At 61.4% G+C, this 22734-nt stretch carries 22 protein-coding genes; 15 read left to right on the top strand and 7 right to left on the bottom strand.

The window, feature by feature from the left end; all coding sequences use genetic code 11:
* Nucleotides 1-674 precede the first annotated feature (674 nt).
* The 3 genes from LG31_RS0106930 to LG31_RS0106940 are packed head-to-tail and all read right to left on the bottom strand — an operon-like array spanning nt 675 to nt 3887.
* A complete protein-coding gene (locus LG31_RS0106930; RefSeq protein WP_033113754.1) occupies nt 675-1529 on the bottom strand; it encodes a 23S rRNA (adenine(2030)-N(6))-methyltransferase RlmJ in 855 nt (284 codons plus the stop codon).
* Nucleotides 1523-1984 carry a DUF2390 domain-containing protein gene (locus tag LG31_RS0106935; RefSeq protein ID WP_033113755.1) on the bottom strand — a complete coding sequence of 154 codons (462 nt, stop codon included), beginning with the start codon at nt 1982-1984 and terminating at the stop codon, nt 1523-1525. Before LG31_RS0106935 ends, LG31_RS0106930 begins: the two co-directional genes overlap by 7 nt.
* Nucleotides 1977-3887, bottom strand: a complete 1911-nt coding sequence (locus tag LG31_RS0106940; RefSeq protein WP_033113756.1) for an ABC transporter ATP-binding protein — start codon at nt 3885-3887, stop codon at nt 1977-1979. Before LG31_RS0106940 ends, LG31_RS0106935 begins: the two co-directional genes overlap by 8 nt.
* 154 nt (nt 3888-4041) lie before the next feature.
* Here LG31_RS0106940 and LG31_RS0106945 point away from each other — a divergent pair, with 154 nt between their 5' ends.
* Complete coding sequence (locus LG31_RS0106945; RefSeq protein WP_033113757.1) at nt 4042-4452, top strand: CBS domain-containing protein; 411 nt, start codon at nt 4042-4044, stop codon at nt 4450-4452.
* Nucleotides 4453-4553: 101 nt separating this feature from the next.
* Here LG31_RS0106945 and LG31_RS0106950 read toward each other — a convergent pair whose 3' ends face one another.
* From LG31_RS0106950 to LG31_RS0106960, 3 genes are all read right to left on the bottom strand, one after another.
* Nucleotides 4554-6215 (bottom strand): response regulator, encoded by a 1662-nt coding sequence (locus LG31_RS0106950; protein WP_033113758.1) that lies wholly within the window; start codon nt 6213-6215, stop codon nt 4554-4556.
* Nucleotides 6216-6344: 129 nt separating this feature from the next.
* Nucleotides 6345-6806 carry a hypothetical protein gene (locus LG31_RS0106955; RefSeq protein ID WP_033113759.1) on the bottom strand — a complete coding sequence of 154 codons (462 nt, stop codon included), beginning with the start codon at nt 6804-6806 and terminating at the stop codon, nt 6345-6347.
* Between the two features lie 39 nt (nt 6807-6845).
* Entirely contained in the window at nt 6846-8222 is a 1377-nt protein-coding gene (locus tag LG31_RS0106960; RefSeq protein WP_033113760.1) for an aminotransferase-like domain-containing protein, read from the bottom strand.
* A 118-nt stretch (nt 8223-8340) separates the two neighbouring features.
* On the opposite strand from LG31_RS0106960, the gene LG31_RS0106965 reads away from it, so the two are divergent.
* From LG31_RS0106965 to LG31_RS0107000, 8 genes are all read left to right on the top strand, one after another.
* Nucleotides 8341-8937, top strand: a complete 597-nt coding sequence (locus LG31_RS0106965) for a LysE family translocator (RefSeq protein WP_033113761.1) — start codon at nt 8341-8343, stop codon at nt 8935-8937.
* Between the two features lie 118 nt (nt 8938-9055).
* Nucleotides 9056-9646, top strand: a complete 591-nt coding sequence (locus LG31_RS0106970) for a LysE family translocator (RefSeq protein ID WP_033113762.1) — start codon at nt 9056-9058, stop codon at nt 9644-9646.
* Nucleotides 9647-9772: 126 nt separating this feature from the next.
* Complete coding sequence (locus tag LG31_RS0106975) at nt 9773-10471, top strand: aspartate/glutamate racemase family protein (protein ID WP_033113763.1); 699 nt, start codon at nt 9773-9775, stop codon at nt 10469-10471.
* Nucleotides 10472-10601: 130 nt separating this feature from the next.
* Nucleotides 10602-11708, top strand: a complete 1107-nt coding sequence (locus LG31_RS0106980; RefSeq protein ID WP_033113764.1) for a 1-acyl-sn-glycerol-3-phosphate acyltransferase — start codon at nt 10602-10604, stop codon at nt 11706-11708.
* 306 nt (nt 11709-12014) lie between these two features.
* Entirely contained in the window at nt 12015-12485 is a 471-nt protein-coding gene (locus tag LG31_RS0106985; protein WP_033113765.1) for a NanQ anomerase/TabA/YiaL family protein, read from the top strand.
* Nucleotides 12486-12706: 221 nt separating this feature from the next.
* The gene (locus LG31_RS0106990) at nt 12707-13906 is read left to right on the top strand and encodes an acetate kinase (protein WP_033113766.1); all 1200 of its coding nucleotides are present in this window, start codon (nt 12707-12709) and stop codon (nt 13904-13906) included.
* A 132-nt stretch (nt 13907-14038) separates the two neighbouring features.
* Complete coding sequence (locus LG31_RS0106995; protein WP_033113767.1) at nt 14039-15280, top strand: mechanosensitive ion channel family protein; 1242 nt, start codon at nt 14039-14041, stop codon at nt 15278-15280.
* Between the two features lie 186 nt (nt 15281-15466).
* Complete coding sequence (locus LG31_RS0107000; RefSeq protein ID WP_033113768.1) at nt 15467-16393, top strand: L,D-transpeptidase family protein; 927 nt, start codon at nt 15467-15469, stop codon at nt 16391-16393.
* Between the two features lie 78 nt (nt 16394-16471).
* Here LG31_RS0107000 and LG31_RS0107005 read toward each other — a convergent pair whose 3' ends face one another.
* The gene (locus LG31_RS0107005) at nt 16472-17365 is read right to left on the bottom strand and encodes a VirK/YbjX family protein (protein ID WP_033113769.1); all 894 of its coding nucleotides are present in this window, start codon (nt 17363-17365) and stop codon (nt 16472-16474) included.
* A 323-nt stretch (nt 17366-17688) separates the two neighbouring features.
* Here LG31_RS0107005 and putP point away from each other — a divergent pair, with 323 nt between their 5' ends.
* From putP to surE, 6 genes are all read left to right on the top strand, one after another.
* A complete protein-coding gene (gene putP, locus LG31_RS0107010) occupies nt 17689-19206 on the top strand; it encodes a sodium/proline symporter PutP (protein ID WP_033113770.1) in 1518 nt (505 codons plus the stop codon).
* 207 nt (nt 19207-19413) lie between these two features.
* Complete coding sequence (ftsB, locus tag LG31_RS0107015) at nt 19414-19731, top strand: cell division protein FtsB (RefSeq protein WP_033113771.1); 318 nt, start codon at nt 19414-19416, stop codon at nt 19729-19731.
* Nucleotides 19724-20416, top strand: coding sequence for a 2-C-methyl-D-erythritol 4-phosphate cytidylyltransferase (gene ispD / locus LG31_RS0107020; protein WP_033113772.1), 693 nt, complete (start codon nt 19724-19726; stop codon nt 20414-20416). Before ftsB ends, ispD begins: the two co-directional genes overlap by 8 nt.
* Nucleotides 20417-20470: 54 nt before the next feature.
* Nucleotides 20471-20947 carry a 2-C-methyl-D-erythritol 2,4-cyclodiphosphate synthase gene (ispF, locus tag LG31_RS0107025; protein WP_033113773.1) on the top strand — a complete coding sequence of 159 codons (477 nt, stop codon included), beginning with the start codon at nt 20471-20473 and terminating at the stop codon, nt 20945-20947.
* Nucleotides 20947-22005: a tRNA pseudouridine(13) synthase TruD gene (gene truD, locus LG31_RS0107030; protein ID WP_033113774.1), complete on the top strand. Its 1059-nt coding sequence runs from the start codon at nt 20947-20949 to the stop codon at nt 22003-22005. Before ispF ends, truD begins: the two co-directional genes overlap by 1 nt.
* On the top strand, nt 21986-22732 hold the full coding sequence (gene surE, locus LG31_RS0107035; RefSeq protein ID WP_033113775.1) for a 5'/3'-nucleotidase SurE: 747 nt from the start codon (nt 21986-21988) through the stop codon (nt 22730-22732). Before truD ends, surE begins: the two co-directional genes overlap by 20 nt.
* Nucleotides 22733-22734: the final 2 nt, after the last annotated feature.

Genomic DNA, 22734 nt, shown 5'->3' on the forward strand with positions numbered 1-22734 from the left:
CCCTAATACAGCGCAGACAATAGCAATAATTAATTCTTTTTTCATAAAATCCTATACTTAATTAAAGTTGGAAAATTGTGATTAGGGCTAAATATAAATTGTTGATAGAAGTGGAGCTTTGTTACTTTTAGTGGGTTCCTTTACGAAATTTTGGGTCTATCAAAAGTCATTTTGTTATCGAGCATTGGTATGCTACATTAATTGCTTAGTTATAAATCTTTCGAATAAGTAATTTGGTTTATTAATTTGATTTATATAGCTTGTTACATCGACTTATTGTCAGTGATGTAGAGACAGGCAACTGACTAGTCAAATAGAAATGCTACCGCCCCTGAATTACAGCCTCCAGTTTGCTGCTTTTTACCAACGGGGTGTGGCTGGCATGGCTCATGGGGTGACTCCGACGAGGCTTTGTTGCCAATTGGCTATAGTACCTGCCTATTGGCCAAGGGAAAGGGTGATGCGGGGAATTCCTGAGCCAGATCAAGCAATTAATAAATCGAGGCAGGTTGGCGCAGCGAGTGGAAAGTGCTGCCACTGTGTTGCTGGATAAAGAGTGGTGGCGGGTAAAAAACAAGAAGCCCCTGAACGGGGCTTCTCTTTGCTGGCCATGCCGCCACTGTGAACGGCTTGGCTGGCGCCTTGACCGGGCGCCAGAGCTGGTTGGTGCGGGCTTACTCTTCGACCTTGTTGAGCCACTCGACCTTGTATTGGGCGCCGGCGCCCTGCGCCAGTTTGGCACACAGCGGCTTCAAGAAGGCTTCAATCTGCTCGTCCAGCATCCAGGGCGGGCTGATGATCAGCATCCCTGAGCCGTTCATGCCCCAATCCTTGGTCTGACCGGCCACTTCCAGCTCGGCGACTAGGACGTTACCGAAGTTCTCGCGCTTGATGGCGCGCAGCATGTCGCGGGATTTGTCCGCCTCTTCCCCCAGAATGGGATACCAGAGGGCGTAGATGCCGGTGGCCCAGCGCTTCTGCGCCTTTTTCAGGGTATCGACCACGGCGAAGTAATCTTCTTTGAGCTCGTAGGGCGGGTCGATCAGTACCAGCCCGCGGCGCGGGGTCGGCGGCAGCAGGGCGACCAGCCCCTCGAAGCCGTCCCTATGGTGGACGGCAACGCGCGGGTCGTAACCCATGTTGGCGCGCAGGTCTTCCACTTCGTTGTTGTGCAGCTCCATCAGCGCCAGCTTGTCCTGCTCGCGGGTGAGGCGGCGCGACAGCTCCGGCGAGCCGGGGTAGTAGTGGAGCTGGCCATCGCTATTCATCTCGTCGATAACGGCGAAATAGGGGGCCATGGCGGGCCACTGGCCGCGCTCGTCCCACAGTCGGCCGATGCCGTCGGCATACTCCGCCTTCTTCTGCGACCACTCGCCGCGCAGGTCGTAGAGACCGCCGCCGGCATGGGTATCCAGCACGATGAAGGGTTTCTCCTTCTTCTTGAGGGACTCAATGATCAGGGCCTGAACGGTGTGTTTCAGCACGTCGGCGTGGTTGCCGGCGTGAAAGGCGTGGCGATAACTCAGCATATTAGGTCTCTGAGGGGGCCCTGCGTGGCCCCCAGTAGCGATAGATAGTTCAACAGATTCTGGCTCTTGCCGCGCACCAGGGTGAGGCTGCGCAGGGTTTGCAGCAGCACCCCCTGCTGGAGCCGTTCCAGCTCCAGCTCGTGGGCCAGCATGGCCTGATATTCGGATTCGCCGAGCCGCCCCTTGGCGTTTTTGCGCAGGGCGCGCCAAGGGGTCAGCACGGCTTCGGTTTGCAGCAGGGCGGGCTGCAGGTCGAGCAGGTCGACCGGGATCCCGAGCTCATCGAGGCGATGCAGCAGCAGGGCCAGATTGACGTTGCCCCCCAGCTCCTGGACGGTGAGCCAGTCATGACTGCGGGCGCCATACACCTCGCCGCTCCACTGCCAGAAGCCGCGCGGGGAGGGGAGTTCATCGGCAGCGACCCGCTCCGGGGCCATCAGCATTTCGTCACGCAAGGAATTCCTGCTCCATGGTTTCCAGCTCCTCGGAGAGGCTCATCCACTCCATCTCGACGTTCTCCAGCTCCTCCTTGATGGGGCCCTGGGACTTGAGCAGCTCGGAGAGCTTCTGCTTGGCGCTCTCCTCGTAGATGGCCGGATCGGCCAACTGGCTCTCGATGTCGGCCAGCTTGCCCTGCAGCTTCTCCATGCTCGCTTCGAGCTTTTCCAGCTTCTGGCGCAGCGGACGGGTTTGCTGGCGGAATTCCGCCTCGCGCCGTTTCTGATCCTTGCGCGCCACCGCCGAGTTGGCGGAGACGGGGCCATCGGCCGGTTTGGCGTTGGCCTCTTTCTCCTGCTCGCCGAGCCACTTGTGGTAGTCGTCGAGATCGCCGTCGAACGGCTCGACCCGGCCACCGTGCACCAGATAGAAGTCGTCGGTGGTGGTGCGCAGCAGGTGGCGGTCGTGTGATACCACTACCATGGCCCCTTCGAAGCCTTGCAGCGCCATGGTCAGGGCGTGGCGCATCTCCAGATCCAGGTGGTTGGTCGGTTCATCGAGCAGCAAGAGGTTCGGCTTTTGCCAGGTGATCAGCGCCAGCACCAGCCGCGCCTTTTCGCCGCCGGAGAAGGGGGCCACCTTGTCGAGCGCCTTGTCACCGTGGAAGCCAAAGCTGCCCAGATAGTTGCGCAGCTCCTGCTCGGTCTTGTCCGGCGCGAGGCGCACCAGATGGTCGAGCGGGGTGTCGTCGAGACGCAGGGTCTCCAGCTGATGCTGGGCAAAGTAACCGATGCTCACCCCGGCGCTCACTTCCAGCTTGCCGGAGAGCGGCGGGTTGGAGCCGGCCAGCATCTTGATAAAGGTCGATTTACCGGCGCCGTTGCGACCGAGCAGACCGATGCGCGAACCCGGTACCAGATTGAGTTTGATCTTCTCCAGGATCACCTTGTCGCCGTAACCGGCGCTGAGGTTCTCCATGGCGATGAGCGGGGTCGGCAGGGCCGACGGCTCGCGAAACTCGAAGCTGAACTCGGAGTCGGCGTGGGCGGGCAGGATCTTCTCCATCCGCTCCATCGCTTTCAGGCGGCTCTGGGCCTGACGGGCCTTGGAGGCCTTGTAGCGGAAGCGGTCCACATAGGATTGCATGTGGGCCATCTCGCGCTGCTGCTTCTCGTACATCGACTGCTGCTGGGCCAGATGTTCGGCGCGCTGCAGTTCGAAGTCGGAGTAGCCGCCGGTGTATTCGTTGAGCTTGCCGTTCTCGATATGGATGATGCGGCCGATGACCGAGTCGAGGAAATCGCGGTCGTGAGAGATCAGCACCAGCGTGCCCTGATAGCCCTTGAGCCACTTCTCCAGCCAGATGACGGCGTCGAGATCCAGGTGGTTGGTCGGTTCATCGAGCAGCAGCAGATCGGAGCGGCAGAGCAGCGCCTGGGCGAGGTTCAGGCGCATGCGCCAGCCACCGGAGAAGCTGCGTACCGGCGAGCTGAGCTGCTCGTCGGCAAAGCCGAGGCCGTGCAGCAGCTCGGCGGCGCGGGCGCGGATGCTGTAGGCGCCGATGGTGTCGAGCTTGCTGTGCAGCTCGGCCACCAGCAGGCCGTTGTCATCCTGCTCGGCCTGGGCGAGCTCGGCCTCCAGCGCGCGGAACTCCTTGTCGCCGTCGATCACGTAGTCGAGGGCGGAGCAATCGAGCGCCGGGGTCTCCTGCGCCACGCCCGCAATCTGCCAGCCGGCGGGCAGGCTGAAGCTGCCGCTGTCGATGGCCAGCTCCCCCCGTACCAGTGCAAAAAAGGTGGACTTGCCACAGCCGTTTTTGCCCACCAGACCCACCTTGTGGCCCGGGTGAATGGTGGCGGAGGCGTTGTCCAGCAGCTTGCGGCCGCCGCGGATCAGTTCGATTTGACTGGCAACTATCATGGGTGGGATCTGCTTGCTCAAAAATGGAGGAGAAAAACTGGCGCGGATCTTACGTGAAAAGGCGCAGATTTGCACTTTGGCGCGTGGCTCGCTATGGCTGGTATGACAAAAACATGCCATAACAGAGAAACCAGTTTGGTTACGGGAGGTTAGCATGCTTATCAGGGATATTATGACGACCCGGGTCGCCACCGTGTCGATGGATGATCGGCTCAGCGTCATCAAGGATATCTTCGAGCAGGCCCACTTTCGCCATCTGCTGGTGCTGGAGGAGGGGGAGCTGGTGGGGGTCATCTCCGACCGCGACCTGTTTCGCGCCATCAGCCCCTATCTCGACTCCGAGGCCGAGATGACCCGCGATACCGAAACCCTCACCAAGCGGGCGCACCAGATCATGAGTCGCCACCCCGTCACCATCGCCCCCCAGCTCACCGTGCGCGAGGGCGTGCAACTGATGCTGGAGAAGAATGTCTCCTGCCTGCCGGTGCTGGAAAACGGCGCTCTGGTCGGCATCATCAGCTGGAAGGATTTTCTGCGGGTTGCGCTGACGCCGGACGGGCTCTGAATTGCCCCGGGCGCCCGGGGCCGAACGGGAAGTGATAACCGGAATAAGAGAGGGGAGCCATGGCTCCCCTCTCTTATTGAGGCTCACTGGTCGCTTGGGCTTTATGACGCCGGCGGCTTGCCGGTACTGCTCGCAGGCATGCTGCCGGAGAGCTTGGGTTGCAGGTGGCTGCGGATCTCGTTCAGGGTCTGGCGATACTGCTCCCCGTGCTGCTCCAGAAAGGCGGGGCTATGGCGCAGGCGCCGCTCCAGCCGATCCACCACCAGCGCCACCTTGGGTGCCGCCATGCCGGCGGGCCAGCTGTGTTGCAGCAGCTCCAGCAGTTGCCAGGCATCGCCGGGCAGGGCGGGGAACTCCTCCTGCAGTTGCAATCCCGCCTGCAGCGCCAGCTGGTGGTCGCCGATGTGCATCGCCCGGTGGCGGGTCTGGCGCAGCTCGGTGAGGCGCTGTTCACGGGCCGTCAGGCGCACTCCCAGCTCGCTCACCAGATGGTGAAAGAGCTGGCGGGTGAGGGGATGGGGGGCGACCCGGATGCGATATTCAGAGAGCTGGGTCAGGTAGCGGCTCGCATGATGCGGCAGACCGCAGAACTGGCTGACGGCAAAGCCGAGCAGCAGGGTGACATGGCTGGTGCTTGCCTGATCCGGCTGATGGTGCGAGATGAGGATCAATGCCTCGTCGAAGCGGTACTCCAGCCCCAGCTTCAGCGCCTGCAGCAGCTCGTATTCGTGCGCCTGCAGGGTCACTGTGCGCTTGAGGTGAGCCCACTCCTGCTGCAGGGAGCGGATCCGGTTGGCGGAGGGGCTCTGCCACAGCACCGCCAGCGCCGCGCTCAGCATGAAGCTCTCCAGCGACTGGCGGGGATGCAGCTCACCGAAATAGCGCAGGTTGAGGCTGTGGACCTGCTCCAGCACCTTATCCTCATCCTGCAATATCAACCCCAGCAGCATGGCCAGCTGGTGCCAGCGTGGCTGGTGGGGGCGGATTTTTTGCAGCTCCTGCAGTGTGCTCCAGGCGGTTTGCCACTGATGTTGATGGAGCTGGCTGGCCAGCGTCAGCTCCCGCTTGGTGGCCAGCGGCAAGGTATCCTGATGGCGCTGCAGATCGGTGAGCGCACTCTGCAGTTTGCCCAGCCCGAGCAGACCGTAGAAGAGGCCGGCTCTGGGCCAGTTGGTGCGGTATTCGTTGGCGCAGAGGGCGTAGTGCTGGGCGGCTGCCATCTGATCGGCGGATTGCAGTAGCAGATACCCCTTGAGTCGATCCAGCCAGGGGTTGAGCTCCCGATGTTCCGGCTGGAACAACAGGTCTTCACAGGTGGCGGTAGCGATCTGCCACTCCCGCAGGGCGATGGGGGCGCTGAGGGAGGGGGTGAGGGCGCTCAGGTGTACCAGCTGGCGCAGAACCTCGTCGAGCTGACCGGTCATAAAGGGGAGCGGCAGATAGAGGGAGAAGTAGAGATCCGAGGGGAGAAACTCCTGCTCGCTAGCGTCGGCATCGAGCAGCAGCAGGACGCAACCGGGTTGCAGCAGGCCGAGGTAGTGCGCCTCGTGGAGCAGACGGGCCCCTTCAAGCCCCTGCTGCTTGTCCTGCTGGCAGATGATGGCATCAAACGGTTGTTGCTGGAGCAGGGCAAGCAGGCCGTTGTGCCCATGTTCCGGGTGGTTGTGATAGTGAATATGCTCGGCCAGTACGCCCTGTTCGGTCAGTTGCCGGATGATGGCGCTGCGCAACAGAGGATCCTCATCAAGCAGCAATATCGCCATGCAACACTCCCTTTTTGCCAATCCCTGAATGGATCATGGTAGAGCCAAGAGACACTTGGGCCCAGTCTTGGGCGGGTGAAAAGTTGACAGTAGTCAGCAGCGTGCGGGATGGGGCATGATGAGCAGTTATCACATCTTGCTTGTCTTGGCCGGGAAGCTGCACTCGGTCTGCCTGATCATGCGCTCCCCTTCTCCCCCGGCACCTTGCCAGCTTAGTTCGAGCTGCCCGAGGTGGCCAAGGTGGCGCAGCTCGAATTCGTAGCGCTGACAGAGATTATCCAGCGGCAGTGTGCTCATCCCCGCCGGCAACCGGTAGTCATAGCTGAGCCGCGGCCCATCCTGCAGCTGGCTGCGAATCGGCACCAATCCCTCCGGCGTGGGGGTTGGTGCCTTCAGATAGCGGCGCAAGCTGAGCGGTGCATCGATCGCCTTCTGATAGTTGAGGCCGTTCATGGCCGCCAGCTCTTCCTCCAGCCGTTGCAGCTCCCCCTCCAGACCCGTGATGACTACCCCCAGCTGTTGATGGGCTGGCGAGGCGCACCCGCCCAGCAGCAGGGTTGAGGCGAGCAGGGTGGCTCTGAAGCGGGGCATGGTATCTCCTTGACGGGTCACTGTGGTTGGCAGGGCAGACTATAGCAGGGGATTGCTGGGGGGCGTGCCCCGCAGCAGCTGGGCCAGCCGCTCCAACCCTTCGGCTACGCGGGCATCGGTAGCGGGCTGGCTCAGGCTCAGGCGTAACCCCTGCGGGGCGGCAAACTGGCCGGCGGCGAAGTGTTCCCCGCTCGCCACCCCGACGTCAAGGGCATCGGCTGCGGCGGCAAACTCCTGACTGCGCCAAGGCTCGGGCAGCGGCAGCCAGGCGTGCATGCTGCCCGGCTGCCAGCGCGCGCCGGGCAGCAGGTGGCGCAGCAGCTCGCCACGACGTGCCAGAGTCTGCCGCTGCTCGCGGATCAGCTGGTCGATCCCCGGCTGGCTCACCAGCTGGCAGGCCAGCTCGACCAGCAGGGGGCTCACCATCCAGCTGGAGAGGCGCATCGCCTGGGCGAAGGCCTGCTTGAGGTGGTCAGGCGCCAGCACGAAGCCGACCCGCATGCCGCCGCAGGCGATCTTGGCCAGACTGCCGAGGTAGATGACCCGCTCCGGCGCCAGATTGACCAGCGGCACCTGATGGGGTTCCGGCAGCAGGCCGTTGACGTCATCCTCGATGATCAGCAGATCGTGCCGGCGGGCAACGGCAACGATGGCCTCGCGCCGCGCCAGCGACATGGTGGCGGTGGTGGGATTTTGCAGGGTAGGGGTGAGGTAGAGCACTCTGGCTCGCCGGCTGCGGCAGGCTGCCTCCAACGCATCGGGCAGCAGTCCCTCCTCATCCATGGCAAGGCCGATGACATGATTCTTCAGCTGGCGGGCATTGCCCAGCATGCCGGGATAGCTGAGCCCCTCGCACATCAGACTCTCGCCGACACAGCCGGTTGCCAGCATGGCCAGCATGATGCCGTGCTGGGCTCCGTGGCTGAACAGCAGTCGCTCCTCTTGCGCTGCAATGCCTTGCCTTGTCAGCCACTCGATAAAGCGCTGGCGCTGATCCGGCTGGCCCGCCTCCTTGCCATAACCGAGCAGCAGATTGAGATCCCCCTGACTCAGGTTTTCCAGCAGCGGGCGGATCAGCGCGGCTCGATCGAGCTGCACCGGCAGGTTCTGCCACAACTCGATGCGCGGCCCCTCCTCGGTGCGGATCACCCACTGATTGGCGGGATCCGTGCTCGCTCCTTTAACCCAGGTGCCGTGGCCGACCCGTGCGGCGACCAGCCCGCGCCGCTCCGCTTCGCTGTAGGCGCGAGTAACGGTGCCCACCGTGACCCCCAGCTTGTCCGCCAGCGCCCTGTGGGTGGGCAGACGGGTTTGGGCCGGCAGCGAGCCATCCAAAATGGCCTGCTCGATGGCGCTGGCCAGTCTGAGGTAGAGGGGGCCATCGAAGGCGGAGAGATCCGGTGTCCAGATTGTCATGGTGACAATAAATCCATTGATCGAAACGTGAGGGCAATATAGCGTGAAATTCAACCTGATAACAACCATTGAGGCTTGATTGTATCGATACAATTGGCTTTCAAGAGAGGAGTCGCTTATGACGTTCGAATGGTATGCCACCCTGTTTGGCTTCGCTGTGCTCACTTGCGGCACGCCCGGCCCCAATAACTTGATGCTGACGGCCTCCGGCGCCAACTTTGGCGTGCGGCGCACCCTGCCACACCTGTTTGGCGTAGCGCTGGGGCAACCTGTGCTGCAGCTGGTGCTGGCGCTGGGGCTCTATCCCCTGTTCGAGCGCTGGCCCTTGTTGCGACTCGGCTTGCAGATCTTCGGCAGCCTCTATCTGTTGTGGTTGGCCTGGCGTATCGCGGTGGCTGGCGCCCCGGGGGATCCGGCGCGGAGTGCCCGTCCGCTGACCCTGCTGGAGGGGTTGGGGTTCCAGTTTCTTAACCCCAAGGCGTGGATGATGGGGATCTCCGCCATCAGTCTGTTCAGCCTGCCCGGCGCCAGTTACTGGCCGAGTCAGCTGGCGGTGATGGTCATGTTTGTGCTGGTGGCGCTGCCGGTCTGCTTTGTCTGGGTGCTGTTCGGCCATCAGCTGAGCAACTGGATCAGCTCGGATCGGGGCTGGCGGCGGCTCAACGGTTCCCTCGGTCTGCTTACTGCTCTCTGCGTGGTGATGCTCTGGTATTGAGGCTTTTCTCGCCCGCTTTCTTCTTGTGGTCGGGCTGCGGGTTCTGCATATTGGTGGGCTGCTTTATCCGGCGGATTGTCTGGCAGACAGTCCGATATGTGGTCTGAACGAGGTTGAGATGGATCTGAACTGGGTACTGCCCCTCGCGGGGTTTGCTCTGGTCACCTGCGGTACGCCGGGGCCAAATAATATGCTGCTCACCAGCGCCGGGGCGGCGCAGGGATTTCGCCGCACGCTGCCGCTGCTGGTGGGGGTGGTCGGGGGGATCAACCTGATGATCCTCGCTACCGCGCTGGGGCTTGGCGTGGTGTTCGAGAAGGTGCCGCTGTTGCACGACGGGCTCAAGCTTATTGGCTCGGCGTATTTGCTCTGGCTGGCGTGGAAGGTGGCGACTGCCAGCGGCCCGGCCGAGGGCAACAGGCCGCTCATTCCCGCCCATCAGGGGGCCATGCTGCAACTGCTCAACCCCAAGGCGTGGATGATGGCGCTCTCCGCCATCAGCGGTTTTACCCTGGCGGGAGAGGCCTACTGGCCATCCGCCATCTGGGTGCTCGCCATCTTCTTTGTGACCGGCCTCTATACCGGTGCTTTCTGGGTACTGTTCGGCGCCCAGGTGCGCCGTCTTATCCGCACCGCCCGTGGCTGGCGCCGTTTTAACCTCGGCATGGGGATCGCCACGGCGGCCTGCGTGCTGATGATCTGGATTTAGCCCGGGGTTTACCCGGGCCTTTACCGGCTGTCTTGTTGGCCCTGCGGGGCCTTTTTTATCTCGCCCGTATTGCCTTGCCTGCAAGGTGGTGTGGCACAGCCTTACCTTGGGATGAAAGGAGTTGTTATGAAATGTATCGGTCTGCTGGGTGGCATGAGCTGGGAGTCCACTGTCAGCTACTATCAGGCGCTCAACCGCGGGGTGCGGGCCAAGCTCGGTGGCTTGCACTCGGCGCGGGTGCTGCTCAACAGCGTCGACTTTGCCGAGATAGAGCGATTGCAGCATGCCGGCGACTGGCCCGCCACTGCTCGCCTGTTGGCGGCCGAGGCGCGCAAACTGCAGGATGGCGGCGCCGATTTCTTGCTGATCGGCACCAACACCATGCACAAGGTGGCGCCCGAGATTGAGGCCGCCATCGACATCCCGCTGCTCCATATCGCCGATGCCACCGCGCGCCGCCTGCAAGCGGACGGGATAAAACGGGTCGGCCTGCTCGGCACCCGCTTTACCATGGAGCAGGATTTCTACAAGGGACGGCTGCAGGCGCACTTCGGGCTGGAGGTGCTGGTGCCTGTCGAGGCTGAGCGGGAGCGGGTCCATCGCATCATCTATGACGAGCTCTGTCTGGGCGAGGTCCGTAACGCATCGCGCGCCGAGTATCTGGCCATTATCGCCGGGCTGGCCGCTGCCGGCGCCGAGGCGGTGATCCTCGGTTGCACCGAGATTGCCCTGCTGGTGGGGGAGGCGCAGGCGGCCGTGCCGCTCTACGACACCACCGCCATTCATGCCGAGGCTGCCGTCACTCTGGCCCTGATATCCGATTAATTAACTGGTCAGATCTCACTATTCATGCTTGTCTCATACCCCTTGCCATAAAAGCGTGTAAAATTGCGCCCTGAATTTTCCCCGGCCAACGCGGGTTGGCTGCGGTTTCCTAGCATGCAAGGCTGACATTGTGACTGAAGTTGACAGATTCGCGGATATTCGCCCTTACCGCGATGAAGAAGTGCCGGCGGCCATCGAACGGCTGATCCAGGATGATGAATTTATCGGTGCCATCGCCAAATACCGTTTTGGCTCCCTGATGAGCTGGCTGGGCTGGGCCATTCGCCCGTTGATCCGCCAGGTGCTGCGCTACAAGTGGTCAAAAGTGACCACAGTGCATCAGGTGCAGGTCGGGGTGACCAACTATATGTCCCGGATGATCGCTACCTCCACCAAGGGGGTGACCTTCTCGGGGATCGAGCATCTGAAGAAGGAGCAGGGCTACCTGTTTGTCTCCAACCACAGGGACATCGCCATGGATCCGGCCTTCGTCAACTGGGGTCTCTATACCCACGGTTTTGACACGGTACGTATCGCCATCGGCGACAACCTGCTGCGCAAACCCTGCGCCACCGAGCTGATGAAGCTCAACAAGAGCTTTATCGTCAAGCGTTCCGCCAAGGGGCCGCGGGAGATGATGAAGGCGCTCGGCGAGCTCTCTGCCTACATCGGCCAGTCGGTGCACGAAGGCCACTCCATCTGGATCGCCCAGAAGGAAGGGCGCGCCAAGAATGGCGATGACAAGACGGATCCGGCCATCCTCAAGATGTTCTACGTCGACGGCAAGAAGCAGAAGATCGACTTCGTCGACTACATGCGCAGCCTCAATATCGTGCCGGTCAGCATCAGCTACGAGCTGGACCCCACCGACAAGGCGAAGGCACGCGAGCTCTACGAGAAGTCGGTCAACGGCAGCTACGAGAAGGGCGAGTTCGAGGATATCGAGAGCATCGTTGCCGGCATCGTTGGCATGAAGGGGCGGGTTCACGTTGCCTTCGGCGCGCCGATTACCGAGGGCTTCAGCGATCCGGACGAGCTGGCGGCCCTGATCGACAAGGCGATCTGGAGCAGCTACCGCCTCTTCCCGAGCAACTATCTGGCGGCAGATGTCTCCGGCAAGGCCAACACCATCGAGCAGGCGGCCTTCTTGACCCGTCAGTCAGAGGTGCCGGAAGAGCACAAGGCAATCTGGCGTGCCATGTATGCCAAACCGGTGGAAAACGCCGGCAAGGCTTGAATGAAACCGGTTGCGTGAAAAAAACGGGAGCAGATGCTCCCGTTTTTGCGTCTGGTCAAAGTCGCCGGCAAAAGGGTGGTGAATAATATGGTTTCAGCTGGTACGATCACCCGGAAAATGGGGTTCACGCTCTTGGCAACCACCGGATGAGTGTGTAACAGTGCCCCAATATGCTGAATATGAGCATTAGCTCTAATCCCTCTGCACGGATCGCCGGGGGCATTATCGAAGGACCTGTAACAGGTCCTTTTTCATTGGGCGGCAAAGATGCCGCGCAGATATACCTAACAGGAAGATGCTCGCACCATGATCACCGGTAGCCTGAACACTTTGCAGCGTACGCCGCTGCCTGCCCCGCTGGATCGCATCATGGTTGAGGTGGTCAAAAGCGTTGCCCTTTGGCGCGAGGCGCCCCTTGGCAAGACTGAAATCGACGGTCTCAAGTTGTTCTGTCTGGTGAGCGAGGAGATGACCGAGCCGGCGGCGGATCGCCGTGGCGAGTTCCACCGCGACTATCTCGATATCCAGTTGCTGCTGGCAGGCGACGAGTGGATCGGTGTCGGGCCCCATGAGTATGCAGACGAAGGGGCTGACCATCCCCATCCTGACCTCTGGTTTGTCGATGACGAGCAGACTACCTATCTGGCGCTGCAACCGGGTGATTTCGCCATCTTCTGGCCGGGCGAACTGCATCGCCCGCTCTGTACGCGCAACCAGCCCGCCAAAGTGAAGAAGCTGGTGGTCAAGGTACATCGGGATCTGCTGGCCATCGCTTGAGCATCCCCATTGAAGCGAGCCCCGCGCAGCTGATGCGTTGAGACTCGCAAGCATTGAAACGAGTGATACGCACCACAAGTTGCGATGACTCTTTCAAGAGCAAGAATTGAAAAATTGGACGCACCCTCCTGCGACCATAAGCCCCCGGCAGGGGAATCCCATCCTCTTTTGGATGACACGACACTGTCGGCATAAAGCCGAAGCACAGGAAGATGTAGAAAATGAGCAAGTTGGTACTGATCCTTAACTGCGGTAGCTCTTCCCTGAAATTTGCCGTAATGGACGCCGAAACAGGTGAGGACATGCTGTCCGGCCTGGCCGAATGCTTCAATCTGGATGATGCACGTATCAAATGGAAACTCCACGGGGTCAAGGGCGAAGCCATGCTGGGAGCGGGTGCCGCTCACCAGGAAGCACTCGACCACATCGTGGGCCACATCCTGCCGCAGGATCCGTCTCTGGCCGGTCAGCTGGTGGCCATCGGCCATCGCATCGTACACGGTGGCGAGCAGTTCTCCCGTTCCGTTCGCATCGATGACAGCGTGATCGCCGGCATCGAAGCCGCTATCCCGTTCGCCCCGCTGCACAACCCGGCTCACCTGATCGGTATCCGCGCTGCGCTCAAGGTGTTCCCGCAGCTGGCTGACAAGAACGTGGCCGTATTCGACACCGCGTTCCACCAGACCCTGCCGCAGGAGGCCTACCTCTACGCGCTGCCTTACAAGCTCTACAGCGAGCACGGCATCCGTCGTTACGGCGCGCATGGCACCTCTCACCGCTACATCGCGGAAGAGGCTGCCAAAGAGCTGGGCAAGCCGCTGAACGAACTGAACATCATCAACTGCCACCTGGGCAACGGTGCTTCCGTCTGCGCCATCAAGAACGGCGAATCCGTTGACACCTCCATGGGGCTGACTCCGCTGGAAGGTCTGGCGATGGGCACCCGTTGTGGCGACATCGATCCGGCCGTGGTCTTCTTCATGCACGACCAGCTCGGTTACAGCGTGGAGCAGATCAACCACACCCTGACCCGTGAGTCTGGTCTGCTGGGGATGACTGAAGCGAGCAGCGACTGCCGCTATGTCACCACCAACTACGCCACCGACGCCGGTGCCAAGCGTGCACTGGATGTCTTCACCTACCGCGTGGCCAAGTATGTCGGCGCCTACGCCGCTGCGATGGACGGTCGTCTGGACGCCGTGGTCTTCACCGGTGGTATCGGTGAGAACGCCGCCATGGTGCGCGAGATGGTGCTGGCGCGTCTGGCCCTGTTTGGCTTCAAGGTGGACAAAGAGGCGAACAACGCTGCCGTACTGGGTGGCGAAGGTCGTATCACTACCGCCGACAGCCGTTGCGCCATGGTGATCCCCACCAACGAAGAGCTGGTCATCGCACGCGATGCCCTGGGCCTGGTCGGCTAACGCCAATCGGTCTCCTAACAACGCCCGGCTTTTGCCGGGCGTTGTCGTTTATGGCGACCCGTTATTTGACTTGGAGGCTCGTGGCGTTACCCTGACGACCACGTTTTGGCATTGCAGCATTGGGGGAGAGGAATGAAAGAGACGTTTTTTAACTGGCTGTCGGAGCTTGGGGTCGAGGTGACCGGCATGATGGGGCTGGTGATTGCGCTCGCTTTCATCCTCGTCACCTCGCTGCTGCTGCACATGATGCTGCACCGCTTTCTGCTGGTGCGGCTGGTGGGCATTCTCGGCAGGGCCAAGCAGGTGTGGCTGCCACCCCAGTTGCAACAACGTCTCTTCTACCGGCTTGCTTTCGTCTTTCAGGGGGCCGTGCTGCTCGGTCAGGCGGAGATCTGGCTGCCGCGCAGCTCCGACAGCCTGAAGCTTATCGAGATGTCGGCCCAGCTCTGGATCCTCTTCTTCCTGCTGCTCTCCTTCTTTACCTTGCTCGACTGCGTGCAGGCTGTGAGCCGCAACATCCGGCTGTGGCGGGATCTGCCCCTGCGCGGCATCTTCCAGGGAGCCAAGCTGGTGGGCAGCATTCTGGTCGGTATCCTGATGATCGCCCTGCTGCTCGGCAAGTCGCCGCTGTTCCTGTTCAGCGGTCTGGGCGCCATGACCGCGGTGCTGATGCTGGTGTTCAAGGATCCCATCCTCGGTCTGGTGGCAGGGATCCAGCTCTCTGCCAACCGGATGCTGAACGTTGGTGACTGGCTGCAGATGGATAAATATGGCGCCGATGGCGAGGTGACCGATATCGGCCTTACCACGGTCAAGGTGTCGAACTGGGACAAGACGGTCACCACCATTCCCACCTATGCCCTGATCTCCGACTCCTTCAAGAACTGGCAGGGGATGACCGAATCGGGCGGGCGGCGCATCAAGCGCAGCATCAATATCGACATGACCAGCGTGCGTTTCATGACGGCCGACGAGCAGTTGCAGCTCAAGCAGGCCCAGCTGCTGGCACCCTATCTCACCCGCAAGGAGCAGGAGCTGAGCAGTTACAACCAGCAGCTGAGCGATGCCTTGAGTTGTCCGATCAATGGCCGTCACCTTACCAACCTCGGCACCCTGCGCGCCTATCTGGATGCCTATCTGCGCGCCCATCCCGGCATTCGCAAGGATATGACCCTGATGGTGCGTCAGCTGGCGCCGACCTCTGACGGCTTGCCGCTGGAGATCTACTGCTTTACCGCGACGACCGCCTGGGCCGAGTACGAAGGGATCCAGGCCGATATTTTCGACCACATTTTCGCCATCATCGAGCAATTTCATCTGCGGTTGCACCAATCTCCCACTGGATACGATATGCGCTTCTGGCAGAAGGGATAAGGGGGCGACAGACAGGGAATGGCGGCGGATAAAAAAAGCGATATTAATCGTCGACCCGCCGCTACTTGTCAGTTGAAATTTGCTTTGCAGAGGAGAAAAATGGCGGCCTTCTCTTCGCGCCCCTGATCCTCGTCTGATCAGCTGTCAGCCCAGAGATGTCAACTCAGTCATTATCATGGGAAAGTTATGAAGCTCCTTCGCAATAGTGTGGCAACACTCTGCTACAGCCTGCTGCTGACCGCTGCGCCGGTTTTCGCTGTTGAATATGCTCTGCCTGCGGCCAACAGCCGTCTGGTGGGGGAAAATCTGGAATACGTGGTCCCGGCCGAAGAGAACGGCCAGCCGCTGGAGGCCATTGCCGCAAAATTCCAGCTGGGGCTGACCAACATGATCGAAGCCAACCCCAAGGCTGACCCCCTGCTGGTGCAGACCGGTGAGAAGCTGGTGATCCCCCATCAGTTGATCCTGCCGGATGCGCCCCGTGAAGGGATCGTGCTGAACGTGGCCGAGATGCGCCTCTACTACTACCCGAAAGGCAAGAAGGTGGTGGAAGTGCTGCCCATCGGCATCGGCCAGCTGGGCACCGACACCCCGGAGAATTGGGTGACCAGCGTGCAGCGCAAGAAAGCGGGCCCGACCTGGACTCCGACTGCCAAGATGCACGCCGAATACGCCGCCCGTGGCGAGAGCCTGCCTGCGGTATGGCCGGCCGGCCCGGACAACCCCATGGGGCTGTTTGCGCTCTACATCGGCAAGATGTACGCCATCCACGGTACCAACGCCCAGTTCGGCATCGGCCTGCGGGTGAGCCACGGCTGTGTGCGTCTGCGCAACGATGATATCGAGTACCTGTTCAAGAAGGTACCGGTAGGCACTCGCGTCCAGTTCATCAACCAGCCGCTCAAGGCCTCTGTTGAGCCGGATGGCCGCCGCTATCTGGAAGTGCATCAGCCGCTTTCGCGCAGCGAGGAGGAGTTCAACTCCAGCCTGCCGGCTCCGCTGCCGATGACCCCGGCTATCACCCGTTTCATTGCCCACGCCGACAGCGACTCCCAGCTGGTCAAACAGGCGCTGGAGCAGCGCAGCGGCATGCCGGTTGCCATCAACGGCTAATCCCGGCAATCGGCCACAAGAAAGGGCGAACAGCGTGCTGTTCGCCCTTTCTCTTTTCTGACTGTGTACGTGGCAGAATTAGCTGCGGCGCAGATTGTCGGTGAGCTCCCCGGCGAGCTGATCGAGCATCTGGTAGCGTGCCTTGTAGCTGGCCCGTTTGCGGGAGGGGATCTCCTCCAGCGTCTTGCGTGGTATCTGCAGCGGCAGGCTCATCCAGAGTTCATCCATGACGTTGCCCTGATGCTCTTCCCACAGCCCATCCAGATCGAACTTGACCCGGCTGGCGGTGCGCTTGCTGCACTGGTAGACGTGACTTTGAGTGCGGATCCCGAGCAGGGTTTCACACCCCAGACCACGGGCCAGCTCGGCCGCCATATAGACCAGCAGGGACATGGGGCGCAGGCCGCCACACGCCTTGGTGACCAGCTTGATCTCCTCACTCAACCCCTTGCCCCCTTGCAGCGAGCAGATCTCCAGCGTGGGCTGCGGCTCGCAGCGCAGGTTGAGCGCCATGAAGTAGAGCGCTGACTCGCCGAGCTTGAGGGTCAAGCTCATCTCCCCCTCTTTGGCCATGTGGGTCTGGTAATCGAGCTGCAGGGTGAGCGGCGTTGCAAGCTTGTCGCTCTGCCAGCTGGCAAGTTGCAAGCCGTTCTGGCTGTAGATCGCCTGCTGCTGCGCTTCGGGCAGGGCCCGTGCCAGCTGTTGATAGTGGGCGGTGATGAGCCCGGCGCGCAACCCCTTGCGCAGCCCCTTGTGGCGATAGGGGTGAATCGGCTTTTCCAGAATATCGGGGAAGCGGGTGATCGCCTGCGCCAGCAGCGGCAGCGTCTCCTGCTGGCGATAGAGGGCGCGGGCGCCCGGATGCAGCCAGAGGCGGCCAACGAATTTGGCTCGTCTGATGAGATGGCCCGACTCCTCTACCGGATGGAGACGGCGGGCAAGGGTACGCAGTTGTGACAGATGAGAGGACATAGGCGTGGCCCCGGTTCGTTGGATTCAGGGCGGCGAGTGTAGGAGGGGATGGGAAGGATGTAAAAAGCTCGATAGTAACAAAATGTGAAGATAAAACGCTCAATAACGAGGGGAGTGATCGGATCTGTGGTGGCGAAGGGAAAATGAAATTCGGCTCTATCTCCTTGATGTAGAGATGATTTGCTGCACAAAGGTTTTTAATGTGTTTTCTGTTTGTTAATAAAGAGGTTGAGCCGATAGGGATGGGTGATTAAGCTAGGCCGGTTTTTAGGGACGAGCCCGTCATCAGAGCGGGTAAAAGATGAAATAAAACGGAGTTTTGCATGACCGCCAGCACACCCATGTTAATCACCTTTCTGGTGTACATCCTCGGGATGGTACTGATCGGCTTTGTTGCCTATCGCGCCACCCGCAACTTTGATGACTACATTCTGGGCGGCCGCCGGATGGGGAGCTGGGTCACCGCCCTCTCCGCCGGCGCCTCCGACATGAGCGGATGGTTGCTGATGGGATTGCCCGGCGCCATCTTCATCAGCGGCATCTCCGAGAGCTGGATCGCCATCGGTCTGGTCATCGGTGCCTACCTCAACTGGCGTTGGGTGGCGGGCCGCCTGCGTGTTCATACCGAGAAGAACCGCAACGCCCTGACCCTGCCGGACTACTTCACCTACCGTTTTGAGGATCACAGCAAGGTGCTGCGCATCCTCTCGGCGCTGGTGATCCTGCTGTTCTTCACCATCTACTGTGCCTCCGGTGTGGTGGCCGGTGCCCGCCTGTTTGAGAGCACCTTCGGCATGGATTACAACACCGCCCTCTGGGTCGGTGCCGCCGCCACCATCACCTACACCTTCTTCGGTGGTTTCCTCGCGGTGAGCTGGACCGATACGGTGCAGGCGACCCTGATGATCTTCGCCCTGATCCTCACCCCGGTGTTCGTCATCATTGCCGTAGGCGGGGTGGACAGCGCCATGATCGAGGTGGCCGCCAAGAGCGCCAGCAACCTCGACATGTTCAAGAATCTGGACGTTATTGCCATCATCTCCCTGATGGCGTGGGGGCTCGGCTACTTCGGTCAGCCGCACATTCTGGCCCGCTTCATGGCGGCCGATTCCCATCACTCCATGGCCAATGCCCGTCGCATCAGCATGACCTGGATGATCTTCTGCCTTGGCGGTGCGGTGGCAATCGGCTTCTTCGGCCTGGCCTACTTCGCCCGCTTCCCGGAAGTGGCGGGCGGTGTCACCGGCAACCCGGAGCGGGTCTTTATCGAGCTCTCCAAGATCCTGTTCAACCCCTGGATCGCCGGCGTGCTGCTCTCGGCCATTCTGGCGGCGGTGATGAGTACCCTGAGCTGCCAGCTGCTGGTCTGCTCCAGCGCCATCACCGAGGATCTCTACAAGCCGTTCCTGCGCAAGAACGCCTCCCAGCGCGAACTGGTGTGGGTAGGGCGGCTGATGGTGCTGGTCATCGCCCTGATCGCCATCGCCGTTGCCATGAATCCGGAGAACCGGGTGCTCGGGCTGGTGAGTTACGCCTGGGCCGGTTTTGGTGCCGCGTTCGGCCCTGTGGTGCTGCTCTCCGTGCTCTGGCCGCGAATGACCCGCAACGGCGCGCTGGCCGGCATGCTGGTGGGCGCCATCACCGTCATCGTCTGGAAGCAGTTCGGCTGGCTGGGGTTGTATGAAATCATCCCGGGCTTCCTGTTTGCCTGTATCGCGATTGTAGCGGGCAGTCTGCTGGGAGAAGCGCCTTCGAAAACCATGCTGGAGCGTTTCCGCGAGGCCGAGGAGGAGTACAACACCCCGGCCGAGCTGGAAGGGGAGCCGGTCGCCGTCAACTGATAGCGGCACCTCCATTCTGACAATCAACCCCGCCCCGGCGCATGTTGACCACACTGGTCAATCCTTGCGCCGGTTTGGCGGGGTTTTGCGCTATCTGACTCACCTTTGGGCACTTTTTTCTGCTTGCCCGGCCCCTTCGGGGTATTGGCTTTCTTTTGTCTTTGCACCGAATATGGGACACTAGGCCGCTTGAAGGAGACCTAGAGCATGCGCCTATTCACCCTGATCCTGATCCTCCTGCTGGGAGGTCTGCAATATGACTTCTGGCTGGGGAAGAACGGGCTGTCCGACTACCAGAGTTTGTCGGAGGCCATCTCGCAGCAGCAGCGGGACAACCAGAGCCTCAAGGATCGCAACGACCTGATTTATCGCGAGATCGATGATCTCACCTCTGGCCTTGAGGCCATCGAGGAGCTGTCGCGCAACGATCTGGGCTACATCAAGCAGGGCGAGACCTTCTACCGGATCATCCCCAAAGAGAAAGAAAAAGAGAATGAGCCAGCGGATGCCCCTTACGATGACTGATGCGAGCCGCACACCCGCCCTGACGGCGATCGTGCCAGCCGCTGGCATTGGCAGCCGGATGGGGGCCGAGTGCCCCAAGCAGTATCTGCAGCTGGCGGGCAAGACCATTCTCGAGCACACCCTGGAGCGGCTGCTCACACATCCCGCCATCGCGCAGGTGATCGTGGCACTGGCTCCCCATGACCGCTGGTTTGACACCCTTCCGGTGGCGCAGGATGAGCGGATCCTGCGGGTCGAGGGGGGCGCCGAGCGCGCCTTTTCCGTCCTCAACGCCCTCCATGTGGCGCAAGGGGAGTGGGTACTGGTGCACGATGCGGCCCGCCCCTGTCTGACCCACGGCGATCTCGATGCCCTGATTGCTGCCGCCATGACGAGCGGCGGCGCCATCCTCGGTAGCCGGGTGCGCGATACCATGAAGCGCTCCGATGCGGCTGGCAATATCATTGCCACCGTCGAGCGCGAGCAGCTCTGGCATGCCCTGACGCCGCAGATGTTCCCCACCACCCCTCTCAGACGGGCGCTGGAGGAGGGGCTGGCGCTCGGTGCCACCATTACCGATGAGGCCTCCGCCATGGAGCGCGCCGGATTTGCGGTGCGGATGGTGGAGGGGCGCGCCGACAATATCAAGGTGACCCGGCCGGAGGATCTCTCTTTGGCGGGACTGTTTTTAAGCCAGCAGGCATAAGTCCACCTATCAGAACAAAGAGGTCTGAACCAACAGGCCGAACAAGGAGCGAGCATGATCCGGATTGGACATGGTTTTGACGTACACAAATTTGGCGGGGTTGGCCCCTGCATGCTGGGCGGAGTGCCGGTTCCCTACGAGCAGGGACTGATCGCCCACTCCGATGGTGACGTAGTGCTGCACGCTGTGAGCGATGCCCTGCTGGGCGCCATCGGTGCCGGTGACATCGGTCGCCACTTCCCCGATACCGCCGCCGAATTCAAGGGTATCGACAGCCGTATCCTGCTGCGCGATGTCTTTGCCCGCGTGCAGCGCGCAGGTTATGCCATCGGCAATCTGGATGTGACCATCATCGCTCAGGCGCCCAAGATGGCGCCTCACATCGACGCCATGTGCGCCGTGCTGGCTGCCGATCTGCAATGTGATTTGAACCGGGTGAACGTCAAGGCGACCACCACCGAACAGCTTGGCTTTACGGGGCGCAAGGAAGGGATCGCCACCGAAGCCGTCGTCTTACTGGTGAAACAATAATGCTGGAACAACTTGCCTACCTGCACGGTGCGCCCACCGCCCGCGGTATCCTCAAGGCCGAGGCCGCCGACTTCGTGGTCAACGAAGACCTCGGGTTTGAACCCTGTGGGGAAGGGGAGCACATCTTCGTCCGGGTGCGTAAAACCGGCGAGAATACTGCCTGGGTGGCTGGCCTGCTGGCCGATGCCGCCGGGGTCAACCGCAATGCGGTGACCTGGGCGGGCCTGAAAGATCGCCACGCAGTGACCGAGCAGTGGTTCGGTATCCACCTGCCGGGCAAGGCCGAGCCGGATCTCTCCGTCATCGAGAGCGACAGCATCCGGATCCTGGAGGTGAAGCGCCACAACAAGAAGCTGCGGGTCGGCTACCTCAAGGGCAACCACTTCACCCTGCGTCTCACCGGTCTGGAGCAGGCTGACGGGCTAGAGTCCCGCCTGCAGGCCATCGCGGCCCAGGGCGTGCCCAACTACTACGGCGAGCAGCGTTTCGGCCGTGAAGGCAACAACCTGGAAGCGGCCAAGGCGATGTTTGCCGGCAAGCGGATCAAGGATCGCAACAAGCGCTCTCTCTACCTCTCTGCCGCGCGCAGCATGCTGTTCAATACCATCGTCAGCGCCCGTATCGAGCAGGGACTGGCCCACCAGCTGCTGGCCGGGGATTGCGTGATGCTCAAGGGTAGCCACTCCATCTTCAGCGAAGAGAACGTGACCCCCGAGCTGGAAGCGCGTCTCGCCTCCGGCGACGTGCAGCTCACCGCGCCCCAGTGGGGCCGTGGCCGGCTGGCCAGCCAGGGTGCGGCGGCCGAGTTTGAGCAGGGCGTGCTGGCGGCGTACAGCGACTGGTGTGACGGACTGGAGAAAGCAGGGCTGGATCAGGATCGCCGCCCGCTGCTGCTCAAGCCGGAGCAGATGAGCTGGCAACTGGAAGGAGATGTGCTGACTCTCTCCTTCTTCCTGCCGGCGGGCGCTTTTGCCACCAGCGTGGTGCGCGAGTTAATGCAGGCCGAAGAGGCCGATCACGGTTTCAGGAATCAAACCGATGCGAATTCTGGTCAGTAATGACGATGGTGTGCATGCCGAGGGCATCCGTGCCCTCTGCGAGGCGTTGCGCGCCTGCGGTGAGGTCGTGGTGGTGGCACCGGATCGCAACCGCAGCGGCGCGAGTCACTCCCTGACGCTGGAGGTGCCGCTGCGGGTCACCCGCATCAGCGAAACCGGTTATCATGCGGTGAAGGGGACGCCGACCGACTGCGTCCACCTCGCGGTCAACGAGCTGGTGCGCCCCGAGCCTGACATGGTGGTGGCCGGTATCAACCACGGTGCCAATCTGGGGGATGATGTCATCTACTCCGGCACGGTGGCGGCTGCGACCGAAGGACGCCACCTTGGCTATCCCTCCCTCGCCATCTCGCTGGTGGGCAAGACCCATTTCGCCACAGCGGCCCACTATGCGGCCCTGCTGGTGAAGGGGTTGATGAAGCATCCCCTGCCAGCGGATCAGATCCTCAATGTGAACGTACCTGACCTGCCGCTTGAGCAGATCCGGGGGATCAGAGTGACCCGCCTTGGCAATCGCCATCGGGCGGAGTCGGTGATCCGCACCGAGGACCCCCGCGGTCAGCCCATCTACTGGATTGGCCCTCCCGGCGACAAGCAGGATGCAGGAGAAGGAACCGACTTTGCTGCCATCGAGCAGGGTTATGTCTCGATAACTCCCCTGACCATTGACATGACTGCCTATGACAGTCTCGCTGGTCTGGGGGCCTGGTTAGATCTGCAGGGATGAGG

Source organism: Aeromonas lacus (assembly GCF_000764665.1).
Lineage (GTDB): Bacteria > Pseudomonadota > Gammaproteobacteria > Enterobacterales > Aeromonadaceae > Aeromonas > Aeromonas lacus.

Excerpts from the sequence above, each read along its gene's own strand:
- LG31_RS0106965 (WP_033113761.1), top strand. The coding sequence starts at position 8,341 with ATGACGTTCGAATGGTATGCCACCCTGTTTGGCTTCGCTGTGCTCACT.
- LG31_RS0107000 (WP_033113768.1), top strand. The coding sequence starts at position 15,467 with ATGAAGCTCCTTCGCAATAGTGTGGCAACACTCTGCTACAGCCTGCTG.
- putP (WP_033113770.1), top strand. The coding sequence starts at position 17,689 with ATGACCGCCAGCACACCCATGTTAATCACCTTTCTGGTGTACATCCTC.
- LG31_RS0106995 (WP_033113767.1), top strand. The coding sequence starts at position 14,039 with ATGAAAGAGACGTTTTTTAACTGGCTGTCGGAGCTTGGGGTCGAGGTG.
- LG31_RS0106970 (WP_033113762.1), top strand. The coding sequence starts at position 9,056 with ATGGATCTGAACTGGGTACTGCCCCTCGCGGGGTTTGCTCTGGTCACC.
- LG31_RS0106945 (WP_033113757.1), top strand. The coding sequence starts at position 4,042 with ATGCTTATCAGGGATATTATGACGACCCGGGTCGCCACCGTGTCGATG.
- LG31_RS0106940 (WP_033113756.1), bottom strand. The coding sequence starts at position 3,887 with ATGATAGTTGCCAGTCAAATCGAACTGATCCGCGGCGGCCGCAAGCTG.
- ispF (WP_033113773.1), top strand. The coding sequence starts at position 20,471 with ATGATCCGGATTGGACATGGTTTTGACGTACACAAATTTGGCGGGGTT.
- LG31_RS0106955 (WP_033113759.1), bottom strand. The coding sequence starts at position 6,806 with ATGCCCCGCTTCAGAGCCACCCTGCTCGCCTCAACCCTGCTGCTGGGC.
- LG31_RS0106950 (WP_033113758.1), bottom strand. The coding sequence starts at position 6,215 with ATGGCGATATTGCTGCTTGATGAGGATCCTCTGTTGCGCAGCGCCATC.
- LG31_RS0106985 (WP_033113765.1), top strand. The coding sequence starts at position 12,015 with ATGATCACCGGTAGCCTGAACACTTTGCAGCGTACGCCGCTGCCTGCC.
- truD (WP_033113774.1), top strand. The coding sequence starts at position 20,947 with ATGCTGGAACAACTTGCCTACCTGCACGGTGCGCCCACCGCCCGCGGT.
- ftsB (WP_033113771.1), top strand. The coding sequence starts at position 19,414 with ATGCGCCTATTCACCCTGATCCTGATCCTCCTGCTGGGAGGTCTGCAA.
- LG31_RS0106930 (WP_033113754.1), bottom strand. The coding sequence starts at position 1,529 with ATGCTGAGTTATCGCCACGCCTTTCACGCCGGCAACCACGCCGACGTG.
- LG31_RS0106990 (WP_033113766.1), top strand. The coding sequence starts at position 12,707 with ATGAGCAAGTTGGTACTGATCCTTAACTGCGGTAGCTCTTCCCTGAAA.
- LG31_RS0106960 (WP_033113760.1), bottom strand. The coding sequence starts at position 8,222 with ATGACAATCTGGACACCGGATCTCTCCGCCTTCGATGGCCCCCTCTAC.
- LG31_RS0107005 (WP_033113769.1), bottom strand. The coding sequence starts at position 17,365 with ATGTCCTCTCATCTGTCACAACTGCGTACCCTTGCCCGCCGTCTCCAT.
- surE (WP_033113775.1), top strand. The coding sequence starts at position 21,986 with ATGCGAATTCTGGTCAGTAATGACGATGGTGTGCATGCCGAGGGCATC.
- LG31_RS0106975 (WP_033113763.1), top strand. The coding sequence starts at position 9,773 with ATGAAATGTATCGGTCTGCTGGGTGGCATGAGCTGGGAGTCCACTGTC.
- ispD (WP_033113772.1), top strand. The coding sequence starts at position 19,724 with ATGACTGATGCGAGCCGCACACCCGCCCTGACGGCGATCGTGCCAGCC.